This window comes from Marinobacter oulmenensis (genome assembly GCF_014201735.1).
Classification (GTDB): domain Bacteria; phylum Pseudomonadota; class Gammaproteobacteria; order Pseudomonadales; family Oleiphilaceae; genus Marinobacter; species Marinobacter oulmenensis.
In genome coordinates this window covers 61,047-77,724 of record NZ_JACHFE010000010.1, presented here as the reverse complement: position 1 = coordinate 77,724, position 16,678 = coordinate 61,047, and the positions used below count along the sequence as shown (strand labels likewise).

Below are 16,678 nucleotides of genomic sequence, written 5' to 3'. Positions count from 1 at the left end.
ACCTCTTCGTGCTTTATTCAGCCGACCCGGCGGGGGTTATACGCCTCCGGATATCCAGCCAGCTATCCACAAAAGCCATGACCAACAACAGCATCATCAGACTCGGACCCAGCAACAGCATGGCAATGTAGAAAACCACCAGCCACTGCCCGCTCCATTGTTTCTTACCAACCACACCGTGGACCAGACCCAGCCCCGCCATGAACAGCGGCGTCCCGGCGGCCCAGGCCAGCAACAACGAGTTGAGGCCCAGTACCGGCCCGATCACCATGGTGACCGCACACAGAATGGCAATCACCGGTGACAGCCGCAGGCTGTGGAATTCCTTGCGGAACCCGCCGGGGTTGTACAACCCCGCCTGCCAGGCTCTGGCCAGCATCACCATGCCCACGGCGGTGGCAAAGTAGGTCCCCGCCATGCTCGCGTTCATGGTATCCCGGATTATCTGCTCCAGGTCGCCGCCCAGTTCCCGGGCCACTTCTGCGTTGTACTGTTGGTAGAATTCCACACCAGCCTGAACGAGATCGTTCAGCAGTGCCGGATACATCAGGGGCATCATCAGCCCGGTCAGTATCGCCAGGAAGGCTCCCGATAACAGGGCCTTCTCCCAGGACATTGAGGCTCTCAGGATGGCGGTCATCAGCATGACCTCAAGCACCACCACCAGTGCCGTTGGGTCCTGGCCGTACAGCGCCCAACCCAAGGAGGGCAGCAATGCCCAGAGGCCAATGTTCAGCCCCTGACGGAGCCCAAGCCTGAGTATGACCAGGCCGACTACCGCTGCGCCAATCCAGAACAGCAGGGGCAAGGCAGTCGTTACTGCCGCAACCCCGCCGGCCTGCAGGGGACCGCGCATTACATACTGTGCCAGTGCACGCATGGTCCCGGGTCCTTGTCTATCTGTGCTTAGTGATCGTGGCTATCCGTATACGGCAGCAGTGCCAGGTAGCGGGCGCGTTTGATAGCGGTGGCCAGCTGACGCTGATAACGTGCTTTGGTGCCGGTGATGCGGCTGGGCACGATCTTGCCGGTTTCAGTGATGTAACCTTTCAGGGTGTCCAGATCCTTGTAATCGATCTCTTTAACACCTTCTGCCGTGAAGCGGCAGAACTTACGACGTCTGAAAAAACGAGCCATTACTTAACTCCTTAACTCCGGTTGATTACTCTTCTTCGCTCTCGGCCTGTGCCTTGGGGGCAGAGTCAGACTCGGCAGAACGACGCGGGCGCTCATCGCCTCCGCCGGAACGACGATCCTCACGGGACTCGGCGGCTTTCATCGGGGACAGATCGGTAACAGCCTCGTCGCGACGCAGGATCAGGTCACGGATGATGGCATCGTTGAACCGGAAGTTATGAGTCAGCTCGTCCATAGCGGCCTGTGAACATTCGATGTTCATCAGGACATAGTGAGCCTTGTGAATCTTGTTGATCGGGTAGGCCAGGTGACGACGGCCCCAATCTTCCAGGCGATGTACCTTGCCACCATCTTCGGTGATGACATTGGTATAACGCTCGATCATCGCGGGCACCTGCTCGCTCTGATCCGGATGTACCATGAATACGACTTCGTAGTGACGCATGAGTTCTCCCTACGGTTTGAACAGCTTTCTTCCCGGGCATGGACCCAAGGCATGAAAGCAAGGAGTTGACAGCCAGGCTGCCTGCTTCGGTTCTGCTTCCGGGCAAAGGCTTTGCAAACAAAGACCTGCCGAAAACAACGCTTCTTCCCTGCGCCTTTTCGGGCAATAAAAAAGCGCCCCTTCAAAAAGGGGTGCAGTATTCTAGGCGCATGGAAGGATTTGTGCAAGGCTCACAGGCCCTGCCGGAACTATCCCGTTCGCTGCCGGACCGCCTCATACAGGCACACCCCGGTGGCGACCGAGACATTGAGACTGTCGACATGTCCGGCCATGGGAATATTGATCAACTGATCGCAGTGTTCGCGGGTCAGGCGGCGCATGCCCTTGCCTTCCGCGCCCATCACCAGCGCGACCGGCCCTTTGAAATCCGCCTGATACAGGGTGGCTTTGGCCTCGCCGGCGGTCCCGATCAGCCAGACCCCCTGCTCCTTGATTTCACGGAGGAAGCGCGCCAGATTGGTGACCCGGACAAACGGCACCGTTTCCGCCGCGCCGCAAGCCACCTTTCTGGCGACAGGGGTCAGGGAGGCCGATTTGTCTTTGGGCACAACCACGGCCTGGACACCGGCCGCATCGGCCGTGCGCATGCAGGCACCAAGATTGTGAGGATCGGTCACGCCATCCAGAACCAGGAGAAACGGAGCCTGCTCCCGGGCCGCCAGCATGGCCAGCAGATCGTCTTCGGTCCATTCCCGGCTTTCGCCAACGGCTGCAACAATGCCCTGATGAACACCGGACACCCGGTCGTCCAGTTCGCGGCGATGCACCACCTGCCAGCGCACACCCAGACCATCCAGCGCATCCGTGATGGCCTTTACCCGTTTATCCTGCCGGCCGGTCTGAATCCAGACCTGCTGCAACCGCTCCGGCTGGCGCTTGAGGATGGCATCAACGGCATGCCACCCAAAGACATATTCCTGAGACACTCAATGCTTCCTGTACAGGTACTTAGTTTCCGGATTTCCGCTTTTTACCGCCCGAGGACTTGCCCTTGGCTGACTTGCGAGCGGCATCCCGGGCGGCCTCGGCCGCCAGGCGCTCCTTGGCGCTGCCCTTCTTGCCGGAGGAACCGGAGCGGGATTTCCCGCCTGACTTGCCGCCACGAGCGTTCTTGCCACGCTTGCCGGAATCCTTCTGCTGACGGCGGGAGACATCCAGCGCTTCCCGGTCAGCCTGGCGGCGCTGGGGCTCACTGACCAGCTCCAGATCAATCTTGCGATCATCCAGATCCACACGGACCACCCGCACCCGGACTTCGTCACCCAGGCGGAAGCTGACCGCCGTGCGCTCACCAATCAACCGGTGCTTGACGGCATCGTGATGGAAATAATCCCCATTGAGCGTGGACACATGCACCAGCCCCTCAATGAACAGGCCGGACAATTCAACAAAGAAGCCAAACGGCACGACCGCCGCAATCACCCCATTGAATTCCTCACCCACGCGATCCTTCAGAAACTCGCACTTGAGCCAGGCATTGACATCGCGGGTGGCGTCGTCGGCGCGCCGCTCCGTCATGGAGCAGTGTTCGCCCAACTGCTCCATGCGGGCATAGTCGTAGGGATAATTCGCCAGTTCACTGTCGGTGACTGACGGAGTAACTACGTCTTTCTTGACCTTCTTGTCATGAATCCGGGACTTGATGGCCCGATGCACGATCAGGTCCGGATAGCGACGGATCGGAGAGGTGAAGTGGGCATAACTGGCAAAGCCAAGGCCGAAGTGCCCGTGCTCTTCCGGGCTGTACACCGCCTGACTGAGCGAGCGCAGCATCACCATCTGGATAACGTGGGCGTCCGGACGGTCGGCCACTTCACGCAGTAACGCCTGGTAGTCCGCCGAAGTGGGCTTGTCGCCACCACCCAGTTGCAGCCCCAGCTCGCCGAGGAACAACCGGAGATTGCTCAGGCGCTCTTCGGAAGGCCCTTCATGCACCCGATACAGCGCCGGCACCTTGTGCTTCTTGAGGAAGCGCGCGGTCGCCACGTTGGCGCACAGCATGCACTCTTCGACAATCTTGTGGGCGTCGTTGCGGTGTACCGGCACAATCTCTTCAATCTTGCGGTCCGCATCGAAGACGATCTTGGTGTCGGTGGTTTCGAAATCGATGGCGCCCCGTTCGGTTCTGGCCGCACGCAGCAGTTTGTACAGATCATAGAGATCGTGCAGGTGCGGCAGCAGGTCCGCGTACTGCTCGCTCAGACGGTAGCCCGGCTCACTGTCCGGCCGCTCGAGTATGTCGCTGACCTTGTTGTAAGTCAGCCGTGCATGGCTGCGCATGACCGCCTGGTAAAAGGTGTAACTGCCAATATTCCCGTTCGGACCAATGGTCATATCCGCCACCACGCAGAGGCGCTCGACATCCGGGTTCAGCGAACAGAGCCCATTCGACAGTTTCTCCGGCAGCATGGGCACCACGTGGTCCGGGAAATAGACCGAATTGCCCCGCTGGATGGCCTCCTCGTCGAGTGGCGAGCCGGGGCGGACGTAATGGGACACGTCGGCAATGGCAACAACCAGCCGGTACCCGCCACGCTTGCGGCGCTCGCAATAAATGGCGTCGTCAAAATCCCGGGCGGTCTCATCATCAATGGTTACCAGCGGAAGATCCCGGAGATCCACCCGGTTTTCCTTGTCCTTCCCGGTGACCTCTTCCGGTATCGCGGCCGCCTGACGACCGACGGCGGGTGGCCAGCTATGGGGAATATCGTAGGAGCGGATGGCCACATCGATTTCCATACCCGGCGCCATATGCTCACCCAGAATCTCAATCACCTTACCTGTCGGCTGCATGCGAATCGTCGGCTGCCGGACGATCTCCACCACCACATACTGACCATGCACCGCCTTGCCGGTGTATTCCTCCGGCACCAGTATCTCCTGGCTCACACGGGCGTTCTCGGGCACCAAAAACGCAATACCGCTCTCCCGGAAAAACCGGCCGACAATCTGGTCGGTTTTGCGCTCAAGCACTTCAACAATCACACCCTCACGGCGGCCGCGGTCATCCACACGGTCGACCCGACCGGCGACCCGGTCGCCATGAAACACCTGACGCATCTGCCGGGCGGTCAGAAACAGGTCGGAGCTGCCGTCATCGGGGATGAGAAAACCGAAGCCATCCCGGTGCCCCATGACACGGCCGGTCACCAGTTCCGCCTCGTCAATGGGCAGATAGGCGCCCCGGCGATTACAGATCAACTGGCCGTCCCGGCACATGGCAATCAGCCGGCGCCGCAGTGCCTCAATCCCTTCGGGCGAGTTCTGGCCCAGTTCCTGGCACAGGGTTTCGTGAGTGGCGGGCGCCCCTCTTTCTTTCAGGTGACGGGTAATGAACTCCCGGCTCTGAATGGGGTTGTCGTATTTTTGCGCCTCACGGTCGGCGTGAGGATCATTGCTTTTTTTCTTCCTGGAAACCATTCGGATCCTTGTTTTAAAGGCCGCTCACCTGAGCGGCGGAATTCGTGTCTGAATTGAGTATAACGTTGGTATGAGTCGGCTGGCTAACAAGGGGCCAACGAATAGGCACAAATACAGCCCTCATATTTTTCAAAAAAATGTTTGACACCCCCCGAAGGAATTATTAAAGTACGCGCCATCGGTTGAGGGGCACTCCTCACCGACCAGTAACAGCCTTGAATTCAATCGGGAATTCAGTAAGATAAAGGCGGTTACGAGTCATCTGCCGAGGTGGCGAAATTGGTAGACGCGCTAGCTTCAGGTGCTAGTGGGGGCAACCCCGTGGAGGTTCAAGTCCTCTCCTCGGCACCACTTCTTCCCCCAAGAAGTGGCCTTGATACTCCCCGAATCAATTACAGCTCCCATACGATTACACACGTCAGCGCGATGATATTGTGCTGTTTTCTTGTGTCTGCTTGGTTACTACTCCGCCATCCATGGCTCCGCACGGTTTTAGAAAGGCCTACCTGATTGGCTCCGTCCAGCTTAGTTGCCCCTTCCGTGGCCAGATTCTCCCCAGCGCGGCACCATGCTCTGCTCCAGACCCAGATGATCCAGAATGCGGGCCACCATGAAATCCACCAGATCGTCAATGGATTCCGGCTTGTGATAGAACCCCGGGCTGGCCGGCATGATCACCGCGCCCATGCGGGTCAGCCTGAGCATGTTATCCAGATGCACTTCCGAGTAGGGGGATTCGCGCAGCACCAGAATCAGGGGCCGGCGCTCTTTGAGTGCGACATCCCCTGCCCGCTCAATCAGGTTATTGCTGGCACCGGTTGCCAGTGCCGACAGCGTGCCGGTGCTGCAGGGACAGATAACCAGCGGCGCTTTTTCTCCTGAGCCGGAGGCCGGTGGCGAAAACCACTCCTCACGACCAAACACGCAAACCTGACCCTCTCGGGCACCACTGAACTGCCGGAACGCTTCGGCCATCGCCGGCGTATTGCCTGGCAGAGTGAAATCCGTCTCGGTGGCAATCACTACCTGGGCCGCCTTGCTGACCATGACGTTGACCCGGCAACCCTGCGCCACCAGGCACTGCAGCAGTCGCAGCCCGTACTGGGCGCCGGAAGCACCGGTAAAGGCAAGGTTGATTACCGGAACATCAGCCACGATCTTTCTCCAGTTCTGCAACCAGTCTGCTGTGAATACCGCCGAAGCCACCGTTACTCATGATCACAATGTGGCAGGTTTCCGGCAACTGATCGAGTGCGGCGGCCACCAGAGCCTCCACCGAGGCCTCCATCCGGTGATTACCCGCCTCGCCATGGGCCTGATGCCAGTCATCCAGCAACTCCCCCAGCCAGGCCATTTCACCAAGGTTGCCCCAGAGCACCCGGTCGGCTGCCTCCGTACTCGGGATCAGCGTCTGGCGATGCACGCCCTGCTTCATGGTGTTTGAACGGGGCTCAATGATGGCCAGAATCGGCTCATCGCCCACCCGATGACGCAGGCCCTCGAGCGTACTGGCAATGGCGGTCGGGTGATGGGCAAAATCATCGTATACCCGGACTCCGCCCACATCGGCCAGCAGCTCCATGCGGCGTTTGACCCCGGAAAACCGGCACAGCGCAGACACCGCATGATCGGGCGTAACGCCCACGTGGCGGGCAGCGGCAATGGCCGAGAGGGCATTACGAACGTTGTGTTTCCCGGTCAATTGCCAGTTCAGGGTTGCCACCGGCTGTTCGTGATGGATCACCATGAAGCGGCTGCCATCCTCGGACAGCAACTCGGCCCGCCAGTCCGTGGTATGGGGCACTTCACTACCCACAGCGGTGTCCTGAACCCGGGTCCAGCATCCCAGTTCGAGCGCTTTATCCAGATGCCCATCCGCGGCCGGCCGGACAATCAGGCCCTGCCCTGGCACCGTCCGCACCAGATGGTGGAACTGGCGCTCAATGGCCTCGACACTGTCAAAGATATCGGCGTGGTCGTATTCCAGGTTATTCAGAATCAGGGTATCCGGGCGGTAATGGACAAACTTGGAGCGTTTGTCAAAAAAGGCACTGTCGTATTCGTCGGCCTCAATCACAAAGAAGTCACTGCTGCCCAGCCGGGCTGACACGGGAAAGTCCTTCGGTACGCCCCCGACCAGATAACCGGCATCAAACCCTGCCTGTTCCAGAATCCACAGCAGCATGGCGGTGGTGGTGGTCTTGCCGTGAGTACCCGCGACAGCCATCACCCACCGGTGACGCAATACCTCCCGTGCCAGCCACTCAGGGCCGGACATGTAATCAATGTGCTTGTTCAGCACCGCCTCAACTTCCGGATTACCGCGGGACATGGCATTGCCGATCAGCACCAGATCCGGCGCCGGGGAGAGATTCTGCGCACCATAGCCTTCCATCAGGGTGATTCCCTGAGCCTCCAGCTGAGTGCTCATGGGCGGGTAGACGCCCTGATCGGAACCGGTCACGGTATGCCCCAGCTCCCTGGCAATCACTGCCAGACTGCCCATGAACGTGCCACAGATCCCCAGGATATGGATATGCATGCGCAAATCGCCTCTGAATTGAAACCCGCCAAGCCTCTACCATACTTGTCGCAGGGTCAAGAGGCGGGTTGTCCTCATGAAAAAACGGCCTGTTTGGCGTATCATTCGCGCCATTGTTGAACCAGCAGGAGGCTTTAGCCCGAGATGGCTATCAAAAACGCATTTTACGCCCAGTCTGGCGGGGTAACCGCCGTTATCAATGCCAGCGCCGCTGGCGTTATCCAGACCGCCCGCAAGTATCCGGACCAGATCGGCAAGGTGTATGCCGGCCGTAATGGCATCATCGGTGCGTTGAAAGAAGAACTGATCGACACCAGCCTGGAATCGGACGAGTCCATTGAAGCACTGATCCACACCCCCGGCGGTGCTTTCGGGTCCTGCCGTCACAAACTCAAGAACATTTCCGAGAACGCCCGTGAATACGAGCGACTGATCGAAGTCTTCCGGGCCCATGACATCGGCTACTTCTTCTATAACGGTGGCGGTGATTCCCAGGATACGGCCTACAAGGTTTCCCAGATGGCCGAGCGCATGGGTTATCCGATCACCTGCATCGGCGTCCCCAAGACGGTCGACAACGACCTGCCCTTCACCGACTGCTGCCCGGGCTTTGGTTCCGTCGGCAAATACATTGCCACCTCCACGCTGGAAGCCAGCCTGGACATCAAGTCCATGTGCGACACCTCCACCAAGGTCTTCATCCTGGAAGTCATGGGGCGCCATGCCGGATGGATCGCCGCCGCCGGTGGCCTGGCCGGTGAACAGGAAGGCGACGCGCCGCATATCATTCTGTTCCCGGAAGTGCCCTTCAACCGCGAAAAATTCCTCGAGCGGGTGGATGAATCGGTGAAAAACCACGGCTACTGTGTCGTGGTTGCCTCCGAGGGCGCGCAATACGAGGATGGCCGCTTCCTGGCCGAATCCGGTGCCAAGGATGCCTTTGGCCACACCCAGCTTGGCGGTGTCGCTCCGGCTCTGGCAAACATGGTGAAACAGGCCCTGGGCCACAAGTACCACTGGGCGGTGGCCGACTATCTGCAGCGTAGCGCCCGGCACCTGGCCTCCGCCACCGACGTTGAGCAGGCCTACGCCGTCGGCCAGGCGGCTGTCGAGATGGCGCTGGCCGGCAAACAGGCGCTGATGCCCGTCATCGTTCGGGAACAGTCCAGTCCCTACCGGTGGCGCATTGGCGAGGCTAACCTGAGCGAGGTGGCCAATCAGGAAAAGAAAATGCCGATCCACTTCATCACTGACGATGGCTACGGCATTACCAAGGACTGCAGGGAGTACCTCCAGCCGCTGATCTCCGGCGAGAGTTTCCCCCCGTTTGACAACGGCCTGCCCCGTGTCGCCCGGCTGAAAAACCAGCTAACCGAAAAGAAACTGAAGACCGAATTCAGTCTCTGATCCGCCAGCCCACAAAAAAAGCCCGGCCATGTGCCGGGCTTTTTTTATGTCACCACTGCGGGAAACTCAGCGAGCGTCGGCCGTTTCATTCCGGCGGACCCAGCCGGAGAACTCATCAAAACCGCCAATATACTCCCGGCCCACCAGAATCTGGGGAACGGTGTGTACCGGGCGCCCGATCTCCTCGGCAATATCCTGTTTGCTCATGCCCTTCTCGATCATATCCACCCAGGTGTAAGGCATGCCCCGGGATTCACACAGGTTTTTGGCCATCACGCAGAACGGGCAGCTCATCCGGCCATATATGGTGACTTGCTCCATGGTACCTCCTGACATACCAAAGTGGCGCTTCAGCGCTTACGAATTCATTGCCCCTATCTTGTCATCCTCATCGGTGATTGAAAATAAAAGCTGCCGATTACCTTGATAGCAACCGGCCATGCCGGGGGCCGCTTTCCGGCACCCGACAGAACCTTTAGGCTATGATGCCGTTGTTATATACACGGGGGCCGTTTCCTGTGAGGCTTGAACCTGACCCGGCATGAGGAGTTGCCATTGTCTTACCTGTTCCTGTTCCTGACATCGTTCGCGGCGGCCACTCTGTTGCCGGCGTACTCCGAAATCCTGCTCGGTACACTGGTGAATCAGGGACACCCACTGTTCTGGCTATGGTTCTGGGCGACGCTGGGGAATACGCTGGGATCGGTCGTCAATGGGGTTATCGGCCGGCAGGTCGACCGATTCAAGGACAAACGCTGGTTCCCGGTGAACGAAATCCAGTTGCACAAGGCTCGCAACCGGTTCAACAAATACGGTCAGTGGTCCCTGCTGCTTGGCTGGCTGCCCATTGGTGGCGATGCGCTGACTCTGGTGGGCGGCATCATGCGGGTACCCTGGCTGAACTTTGTCATCCTTGTGGCGATCGGCAAGGGGTTGCGCTACGCCTTCGTACTCTGGGTGGTACTTGAGGCAACCGGGGCATCCGTACGGTAATCGACGCGGGTGCGTCCGAGCCGCTCAACCAGTTGTGCCACCAGCCGCTGTTCCAGGTCGTCAACCGAGGCGTCCGGCTGGAAATCCCGCACCTGGCACATGGGCATGCCGGCGTAACCACAGGGGTTGATGCGACTGAACGGCTCCATGTCCATATTCACATTCAGCGCCAACCCGTGGAACGAACAACCACGGCGAACCCGGAGGCCCAGGGAGGCAATCTTGGCGCCATCGGTGTAGACGCCCGGAGCATCCGGACGTGGAGCCGCGTCGATACCCAGCGGTGCCAGAGCCCCCACAATTGACTGTTCGATGGTGTCCACCAGTGCCCGCACGCCCAGCTTGCGCCTTGGCAGATCAATCATCAGGTATACCACCAACTGGCCAGGCCCGTGGTAGGTCACCTGCCCGCCACGGTCCACCTGGATCACCGGGATATCACCCGGCAGGAGGATGTGCTCTGCCTTGCCAGCCTGGCCCTGGGTAAAGACCCGGGGATGCTCAAGGCACCAGATTTCATCAACGGTCGAGCGATCCCGGGAGGCGGTGAAATCTTTCATCGCCTCCCAGGTTTCCAGGTAGGGCTGCTGACCAAGAGAGCGGACAACCAGATCGGTCATCAGAGCACCATGTGAACGCGGCCGCTGGCCTTGAGTTCATCAAACAGGGCTTTCAGCTGTTCCTCGCCGGTGGCCACAATCTTCAATTGCACAGACGAGAACCGCCCCTTGCTGCTTCCGGTCACCGAAATGTCGGTCTCCTCGATGCCCGGTGCATGCTGCTCCACCACTTCCACCACAAACTCGGTGAAATCCGGGGCAGAGTCCCCGATGACCTTGATCACGTAATCACAGGGGAATTCTATTTTGGGTGCCTTCGGCTGTGTCATGCCGCCGCTGTCTCCCGGCCACTGGCCCTTAGTTGAAGAGTTGTACGAAAAAGAGCTTGATGGCGTCCCACAGGCGCTTGAACAGGCCGCCCTCAGGGACTTCGGTCAGTGCCAGGGCTGGCTCGTCCACCAGGGTCTCGCCATCCAGGGTCACCGTCACATTACCCAGCTCGTCGCCTACCTTAATGGGGGCCTTGATCACGGAATCAAGATCAACCACGGACTGGAGTTGCTCGCGGGAGCCGCGCGGGATAGTGACATAGACATCTTCCGGCAGGCCGACCGACAACTGGTCGCTCTCGCCACCCCAGACCCGGGCCTCCACCAGCTCCTGGCCGGCCCGGAACAGACGCTCGGTTTCGTAGTAGCGGAAGCCGTAGTTCAGCATCTTCTGCACTTCCTGGGCGCGCGCCTCGGAACTGTTGGTTCCCATGACCGTCGCAATCAGCCGGGTGTCCGCGCGCTTGGCTGACGCCACCAGGCAGTATCCCGCCTCTTCGGTATGGCCGGTCTTCAGGCCATCGACGCTGTCATCCCGCCACAGCAGGCTGTTGCGGTTGGGCTGGCGAATGTTGTTGTAGGTGAAGTGCTTCTTGGCGTAGAGGTCATAGTTATCGGGATAGTCCCGGATAATGGCCCTCGCCAGGATAGCCAGGTCATGAGCCGTGGAGTAATGCTCCTCGGCAGGCAGGCCGGTGGCATTCATGAAGTGGGTGTTTTTCATACCCAACTGCTGGGCCTGCTGGTTCATGATGTCCACGAAGGCATCCTCACTGCCGGCAATATATTCCGCCAGGGCCACCGAGGCATCGTTACCGGACTGGATGATCACCCCCTTGAGCAGGGTCTCCACCGGAACACTGGTGCCTTCCCGGACAAAGGTCCGGGAGCCGCCGGTGCGCCAGGCGTTGACACTGATGGGGACCATGTCAGACATGGATATGCGGCCCTCGTCGAGTTCACGCTCAACAATGTAGGCCGTCATCATCTTGGTCAGGCTGGCTGGCGGCAGGCGCTCATCGCTGTTGCTTTCCATGATGATTCTGCCACTGAGCGGGTCCATCAGAACCCACGAACTGCCGGCAATCTGCGGGGGTGACGGAATCAGTGCCGGCTGGGCCGACACCTGGCCCGCCAGCAGAATCAGTGAAAGCGCCAGGAGAAACGTGCGGGTGATCATATTGAAAGCCATGGATTGTGTCGTTTGTCGTCAGGTGGTGGTCTTGTTTGCCTGGGTTCAGGCAGCTCAGTGGGAATCGGTCAATACGATGGACTGGCCGAAACCCTGTGATTCCAGTAGGTTCTGGGCGTAGCGGGCCTCATCCTCGTTCTGAAAAGGTCCCACCTGTACCCGGTGGAACCGGCCCTTGCCCGTTGTCACTTCCCGCAGCCGGACCGGCTGGTCCAGTGCCCCCCGAGCCTGGTTCAGCAGCGCTTCGGCCGGATCCCGATTGCTGAAGGCGCCCAGTTGAACGAACAGACCTTCACGGTCAGGTTCGGTGCTGGCATCCGGTGCTTCTTCGGTCGGCACCTCCGGCTCGGCTTCCGCCACTGCCGCGCCTTTCGGATTGAACGGTTCACCGGCCAGAAACATCCGGCCATCCGGCTCTACGGTAATTGCAGCCACTTCCACATGGGCCGTCCCACGGGATTGGTAGCCGAGTTTCTTGGCCGCCGCGTAGGACAGGTCAATCAGACGGTCACCATGAAACGGCCCCCGGTCGTTAACCCGCACAATGACCGACCGGCCATTATCCAGGTTGGTTACCCGGGCATAACCGGGAATCCGCATGGATTTGTGAGCCGCCGACATGGCGTACATGTCGAATACTTCGCCGTTTGACGTGCGATGACCATGAAACTTTTCGCCGTACCAGCTGGCGGTGCCCCGGGCAACGTAGCCATCATTGCTGGGGAGGACACGGTAGCTTTTGCCCCAGACCGAGTAGGGGGACTTGTTACCACCAGAGCGTGGCGGCTCATATTGAGGCACGGCGTTAGCCAGGTCGCTGGCATCGAAATCTCCAGCCGGGGCCCTGTCCTGCTTGAGAGTATAGCGGGCCGAATGATCCACCGCCGGCGAGCCCGCACAACCTGCAAGCAACAGCACAACGGCCCCCATCAAGGCGCCTGTCAGCACACTCTTCGCCATACCCTGCTTTTACCCCGCGTGTTAAAACCTGTTGTCAGGGGTCACTGACACTCAATATTGTAACGGGTTCCCCCATGGAGTCACCATTAACACCCGGCCATCATCCCGGATGTCGGTCAGGCGGTAATCATCCGTCGGTGCGTATGCACCGACATCAGCACCCCGAACGCCGCCATCAGGGTCACACTGGAGGTGCCCCCATAACTGATCAGCGGAAGGGGCACACCGACCACCGGCAACAACCCGCTGACCATGCCAATGTTGACCACCACATAGATAAAAAACGTCATGGTCAGGGCACCGGCCACCAGGCGACTGAACGAATCCTGCGCCGTGACCGCGATATACAGGCAACGCAGAATGATCAGAAAGTACAGGCCGATCAGCAGCGACATACCAACAAAACCAAACTCCTCGGCCAGCACGGCCACGATGAAATCGGTATGGCTTTCCGGCAGGAACTCCAGATGGGACTGCGTCCCCTGAAGCCAGCCTTTGCCATCAAAACCGCCCGAGCCAATCGCCGTTTTTGACTGGATGATGTTCCAGCCCGCGCCCAGCGGGTCACTCTGGGGATCCAGCAAGGTCAGGACCCGCTGTTTCTGGTAATCCCGCATAACGAAAAACCACATCAGCGGTGCCGACACCGACACCAGGCCGAGAAACGCCGTGATCAGTTTCCAACTGATGCCCGCAAAGAACACCACAAACAGTCCGGCCATGCCAACCAGCAGGGAGGTCCCCAAATCCGGCTGCCGGATGATCAGCAGCATGGGCACCAGCACGATGGCCAGCCCAGCCATGACTCGCCCGAAGGTGGGCGGCAGATAATGCCGGGACAGATACCAGGCGGCCATCATCGGGACCAGCAGCTTCATGAATTCTGATGGCTGGAATCGGGGCAATCCCGGCAATGCCAGCCAGCGCTGCGCCCCCTTGGCCCCGACCCCCACCAGCAGAACCGCCACCAGAGCGATGACCCCGGCACCATACAGCCAGGGAGACCAGCGACGGAACACCGAGGGATCCAACTGCGCGAAAAAGATCAGCGTGGCAAACGCGACGGCAAACCGGATGCCCTGGGCTTTTACCACGTCGAGGTTTCTGTCGGCGCCGCTATAGAGGACAAACAGCCCGCCTGCCATCAACACCAGCAGCAGGCCAAGCAGCACCGGATCAATATGCATCGCCCGCCAAATGGTTTGTGGCGGAGACAGACGGCCGGTGGAAAAACTGCCTGTCAATCTGTTCAGGGCCATCAGTCCCCCCCTCCTGTCCCGGCCTGGGCGGCGCGGGCTTCTTCTTCCTGGGCCGGAAACTCTTTCAGCCAGGCATCAAACAGCTCCCGGGCCACGGGCGCGGCCACACCACTGCCACCACCGCCATTTTCAACAATCACCGCCACCGCAATTTCCGGTTTGTCCGTCGGGGCAAAGCCCACAAAAAGCGCGTGATCCCGGAGCCGCTCCCGAACCTCTTCGGCATCGTACTCTTCGTCCTGCTCCAGGCTGAACACCTGGGCGGTACCGGTTTTCCCGGCCATCCGGTAATCGGCATTCGCCCCGACCCGACGGGCGGTACCCCGGCGACCGTGCATGACTTCCTCCATGGAGTCGACCACAAATTCCCAGTCCTCCGGGTTCTCCAGCGTCAGCGGCTGATGGGTTTCCTCCGGCAGGAACTCAGCGACCGACCGCTCACCCTTGATATCCTTGAGCAGACGCGGCTCAACCCAGGTGCCCCGGTTGGCAATCAACGCCGTGGCGGTGGCAAGTTGCAACGGTGTCGCCAGGAAAAATCCCTGTCCGATCCCCATGTTTACCGAGTCACCGGGGTACCAGGGTTCGTTACGGTACGCCTGCTTCCAGTCCCTTGACGGCAGCAGGCCACTCAGAGCCCCGGAGACGTCCAGAGTGGCGTCCTCGCCAAAACCGAAGGCTGAGAGATAGCTGTGCATGGTGTCCACACCCATCTCTACCGACATTTCATAGAAGTAAACGTCGCATGACTGTGCCACCGCGTCCTTGAGGTCCACCCAGCCATGGCCGGTGCGCTTCCAGTCGCGGTAGCGCCGGCCGCCTTCTTTCAGTTGGAAGTATCCGGGATCCCAGATTTTCTTGCTGCGTGTCGTAGCGCCGCTGTCCAGGGCCGCGACCGCCAGCATCGGCTTGATGGTGGAGCCCGGCGGATACTGACCACGCAGGGCACGATTGAACAGGGGCTTGTCGATACTGGTGCTCAGCTCCCGGTAATCGTCCACGCTGATACCAGTCACGAATTTATTGGCATCAAAGCCGGGCACGCTGGCCAGCGCCAGGATGCCGCCGGTGGACGGTTCGATGGCGACAATGGCACCGCGGCGGCCTTCCAGCAATTCATAGGCTTTGCGCTGCAACCGCATATCCAGCTGCAACTGGATATCCTCGCCGGGAACCGGGGCTTCCCGTTCAAGCACACGCAGGATACGGCCGCGGGCATTGGTCTCCACATGCTGATAACCGACACTGCCATGCAGCAGTTGCTCATAGAACCGCTCAATACCGGACTTGCCGATGTAGTTGGTACCGGCGTAATTGACCGAATCAATCCGCTGCAGTTCCTCCCGGTTGATGCGGCCGACATAGCCCAGCACGTGGGCCGTCAGCTCGCTGTGGGGATAGTAACGGACCAGTTCGGCTTCCACTTCGACCCCCGGGAACTGGTGCCTGCGCACTGAGAAGCGGGCAATTTCCTCTTCGTTCAGGTCATAGCTCAGCGGGATCTCTTCGAATGGCCGGCGATACTCCTCCAAACGACGCTGGAATCTCGACAGGTCTTCCTCAGAGATTGAAATGATCTGCTGCAACTGCTCCAGGGTGCGAGGCATGTCATCGACGCGCTCCGGCACAATGGTCAGACTGAACACCGGGCGGTTTTCCGCCAGCAGTTGATTGTTACGGTCATACACCAGGCCACGAGGAGGCGGCACAGACTGCACCTGAACCCGGTTCTTGTCGGAAAGAGTGGTATAGGTGTCGTGTTCGACAATCTGGAGCTGGTACATACGGGCCAGCAGGCTGCCCAGCATCAGCACCACGAACGCCAGTGTGACCAGTGCCCGGCGCTGGAACAGCCGACGCTCCCCTGCGGTATCCTTGAATTCTCCCCAGGCCACGGAACCTCCTAGGACCTGTGATAGGGGTGATTACGGGTAATCGACCACGCGCGGTAAAGTTGCTCGGCAAGGACAATCCGCACCAGCGGGTGCGGCAGTGTCAGTGGCGACAGGGACCATTGCTGATCGGCACGCTGCCGACAGGCCTCGGCCAGACCATCGGGGCCGCCGACCAGAAAACACACATCGGCGCCGTCCAGTTGCCAGTTTTCCAGCTGTCCCGCCAGTTTTTCGGTTGACCACGGACGGCCGCCCACCTCCAGCGCAATCACCCGGTCACGTTCGCCCACCGCATTGAGGATGGCATCGCTTTCCCGTTGCATCAGGCGGGCAATATCCGGGTTTTTGCCTCGGTGGGCCATGGGAATTTCAGTCAGTTCGAGGGGGAGCTCCGGCGGCATCCGGCGAGCATATTCACTGTACCCCGCACTGACCCAGTCGGGCATTTTCTGCCCCACGCAGATCAGACGCAGACGCAT

General features: G+C 59.8%; 17 protein-coding genes and 1 tRNA gene. 3 read left to right on the top strand and 15 right to left on the bottom strand.

Annotated elements, in window-relative coordinates:
- Positions 1-13 precede the first annotated feature (13 nt).
- The 5 genes from HNR38_RS16050 to rnr form a co-directional block, all read right to left on the bottom strand.
- The gene (locus HNR38_RS16050; protein ID WP_183706195.1) at positions 14-880 is read right to left on the bottom strand and encodes a hypothetical protein; all 867 of its coding nucleotides are present in this window, start codon (positions 878-880) and stop codon (positions 14-16) included.
- A gap of 26 nt (positions 881-906) precedes the next feature.
- Positions 907-1,137, bottom strand: coding sequence for a 30S ribosomal protein S18 (gene rpsR / locus HNR38_RS16045; RefSeq protein ID WP_008937282.1), 231 nt, complete (start codon positions 1,135-1,137; stop codon positions 907-909).
- A 25-nt stretch (positions 1,138-1,162) separates the two neighbouring features.
- The gene (rpsF, locus tag HNR38_RS16040) at positions 1,163-1,582 is read right to left on the bottom strand and encodes a 30S ribosomal protein S6 (RefSeq protein WP_183706193.1); all 420 of its coding nucleotides are present in this window, start codon (positions 1,580-1,582) and stop codon (positions 1,163-1,165) included.
- A gap of 248 nt (positions 1,583-1,830) precedes the next feature.
- The gene (gene rlmB, locus HNR38_RS16035; protein WP_183706190.1) at positions 1,831-2,568 is read right to left on the bottom strand and encodes a 23S rRNA (guanosine(2251)-2'-O)-methyltransferase RlmB; all 738 of its coding nucleotides are present in this window, start codon (positions 2,566-2,568) and stop codon (positions 1,831-1,833) included.
- 22 nt (positions 2,569-2,590) lie between these two features.
- The gene (gene rnr / locus HNR38_RS16030; RefSeq protein ID WP_183706188.1) at positions 2,591-5,062 is read right to left on the bottom strand and encodes a ribonuclease R; all 2,472 of its coding nucleotides are present in this window, start codon (positions 5,060-5,062) and stop codon (positions 2,591-2,593) included.
- Between the two features lie 264 nt (positions 5,063-5,326).
- Here rnr and HNR38_RS16025 point away from each other — a divergent pair.
- A tRNA-Leu gene (locus HNR38_RS16025) sits at positions 5,327-5,413 on the top strand.
- A gap of 174 nt (positions 5,414-5,587) precedes the next feature.
- Here the strand turns inward: HNR38_RS16025 and HNR38_RS16020 are convergent.
- Positions 5,588-6,217, bottom strand: coding sequence for a flavin prenyltransferase UbiX (locus tag HNR38_RS16020; protein WP_343068345.1), 630 nt, complete (start codon positions 6,215-6,217; stop codon positions 5,588-5,590).
- Entirely contained in the window at positions 6,210-7,604 is a 1,395-nt protein-coding gene (gene mpl / locus HNR38_RS16015) for a UDP-N-acetylmuramate:L-alanyl-gamma-D-glutamyl-meso-diaminopimelate ligase (protein WP_183706187.1), read from the bottom strand. The genes HNR38_RS16020 and mpl overlap by 8 nt, the downstream gene beginning before the upstream one ends.
- A gap of 144 nt (positions 7,605-7,748) precedes the next feature.
- Here mpl and HNR38_RS16010 point away from each other — a divergent pair, with 144 nt between their 5' ends.
- Complete coding sequence (locus HNR38_RS16010; RefSeq protein WP_183706185.1) at positions 7,749-9,011, top strand: 6-phosphofructokinase; 1,263 nt, start codon at positions 7,749-7,751, stop codon at positions 9,009-9,011.
- A gap of 66 nt (positions 9,012-9,077) precedes the next feature.
- On the opposite strand, the gene HNR38_RS16005 is transcribed toward HNR38_RS16010, so the two are convergent.
- Positions 9,078-9,332, bottom strand: coding sequence for a GrxA family glutaredoxin (locus tag HNR38_RS16005; RefSeq protein WP_183706183.1), 255 nt, complete (start codon positions 9,330-9,332; stop codon positions 9,078-9,080).
- Between the two features lie 234 nt (positions 9,333-9,566).
- On the opposite strand from HNR38_RS16005, the gene HNR38_RS16000 reads away from it, so the two are divergent.
- Complete coding sequence (locus tag HNR38_RS16000; RefSeq protein ID WP_183706182.1) at positions 9,567-10,004, top strand: YqaA family protein; 438 nt, start codon at positions 9,567-9,569, stop codon at positions 10,002-10,004.
- Here the strand turns inward: HNR38_RS16000 and lipB are convergent.
- The 7 genes from lipB to rlmH form a co-directional block, all read right to left on the bottom strand.
- Entirely contained in the window at positions 9,950-10,624 is a 675-nt protein-coding gene (gene lipB, locus HNR38_RS15995; protein WP_183706181.1) for a lipoyl(octanoyl) transferase LipB, read from the bottom strand. The two genes, HNR38_RS16000 and lipB, sit on opposite strands and share 55 nt — an antisense overlap.
- Positions 10,624-10,893: an HP0495 family protein gene (locus HNR38_RS15990; protein ID WP_183706180.1), complete on the bottom strand. Its 270-nt coding sequence runs from the start codon at positions 10,891-10,893 to the stop codon at positions 10,624-10,626. The genes lipB and HNR38_RS15990 overlap by 1 nt, the downstream gene beginning before the upstream one ends.
- A gap of 28 nt (positions 10,894-10,921) precedes the next feature.
- On the bottom strand, positions 10,922-12,085 hold the full coding sequence (locus HNR38_RS15985; RefSeq protein WP_183706179.1) for a D-alanyl-D-alanine carboxypeptidase family protein: 1,164 nt from the start codon (positions 12,083-12,085) through the stop codon (positions 10,922-10,924).
- 54 nt (positions 12,086-12,139) lie between these two features.
- Positions 12,140-13,045, bottom strand: coding sequence for a septal ring lytic transglycosylase RlpA family protein (locus HNR38_RS15980; RefSeq protein ID WP_183706178.1), 906 nt, complete (start codon positions 13,043-13,045; stop codon positions 12,140-12,142).
- Positions 13,046-13,161: 116 nt separating this feature from the next.
- Complete coding sequence (gene rodA / locus HNR38_RS15975; RefSeq protein WP_183706177.1) at positions 13,162-14,304, bottom strand: rod shape-determining protein RodA; 1,143 nt, start codon at positions 14,302-14,304, stop codon at positions 13,162-13,164.
- Entirely contained in the window at positions 14,304-16,199 is a 1,896-nt protein-coding gene (gene mrdA / locus HNR38_RS15970; protein WP_183706176.1) for a penicillin-binding protein 2, read from the bottom strand. The genes rodA and mrdA overlap by 1 nt, the downstream gene beginning before the upstream one ends.
- Positions 16,200-16,207: 8 nt before the next feature.
- Positions 16,208-16,678, bottom strand: coding sequence for a 23S rRNA (pseudouridine(1915)-N(3))-methyltransferase RlmH (gene rlmH / locus HNR38_RS15965; RefSeq protein WP_183706175.1), 471 nt, complete (start codon positions 16,676-16,678; stop codon positions 16,208-16,210).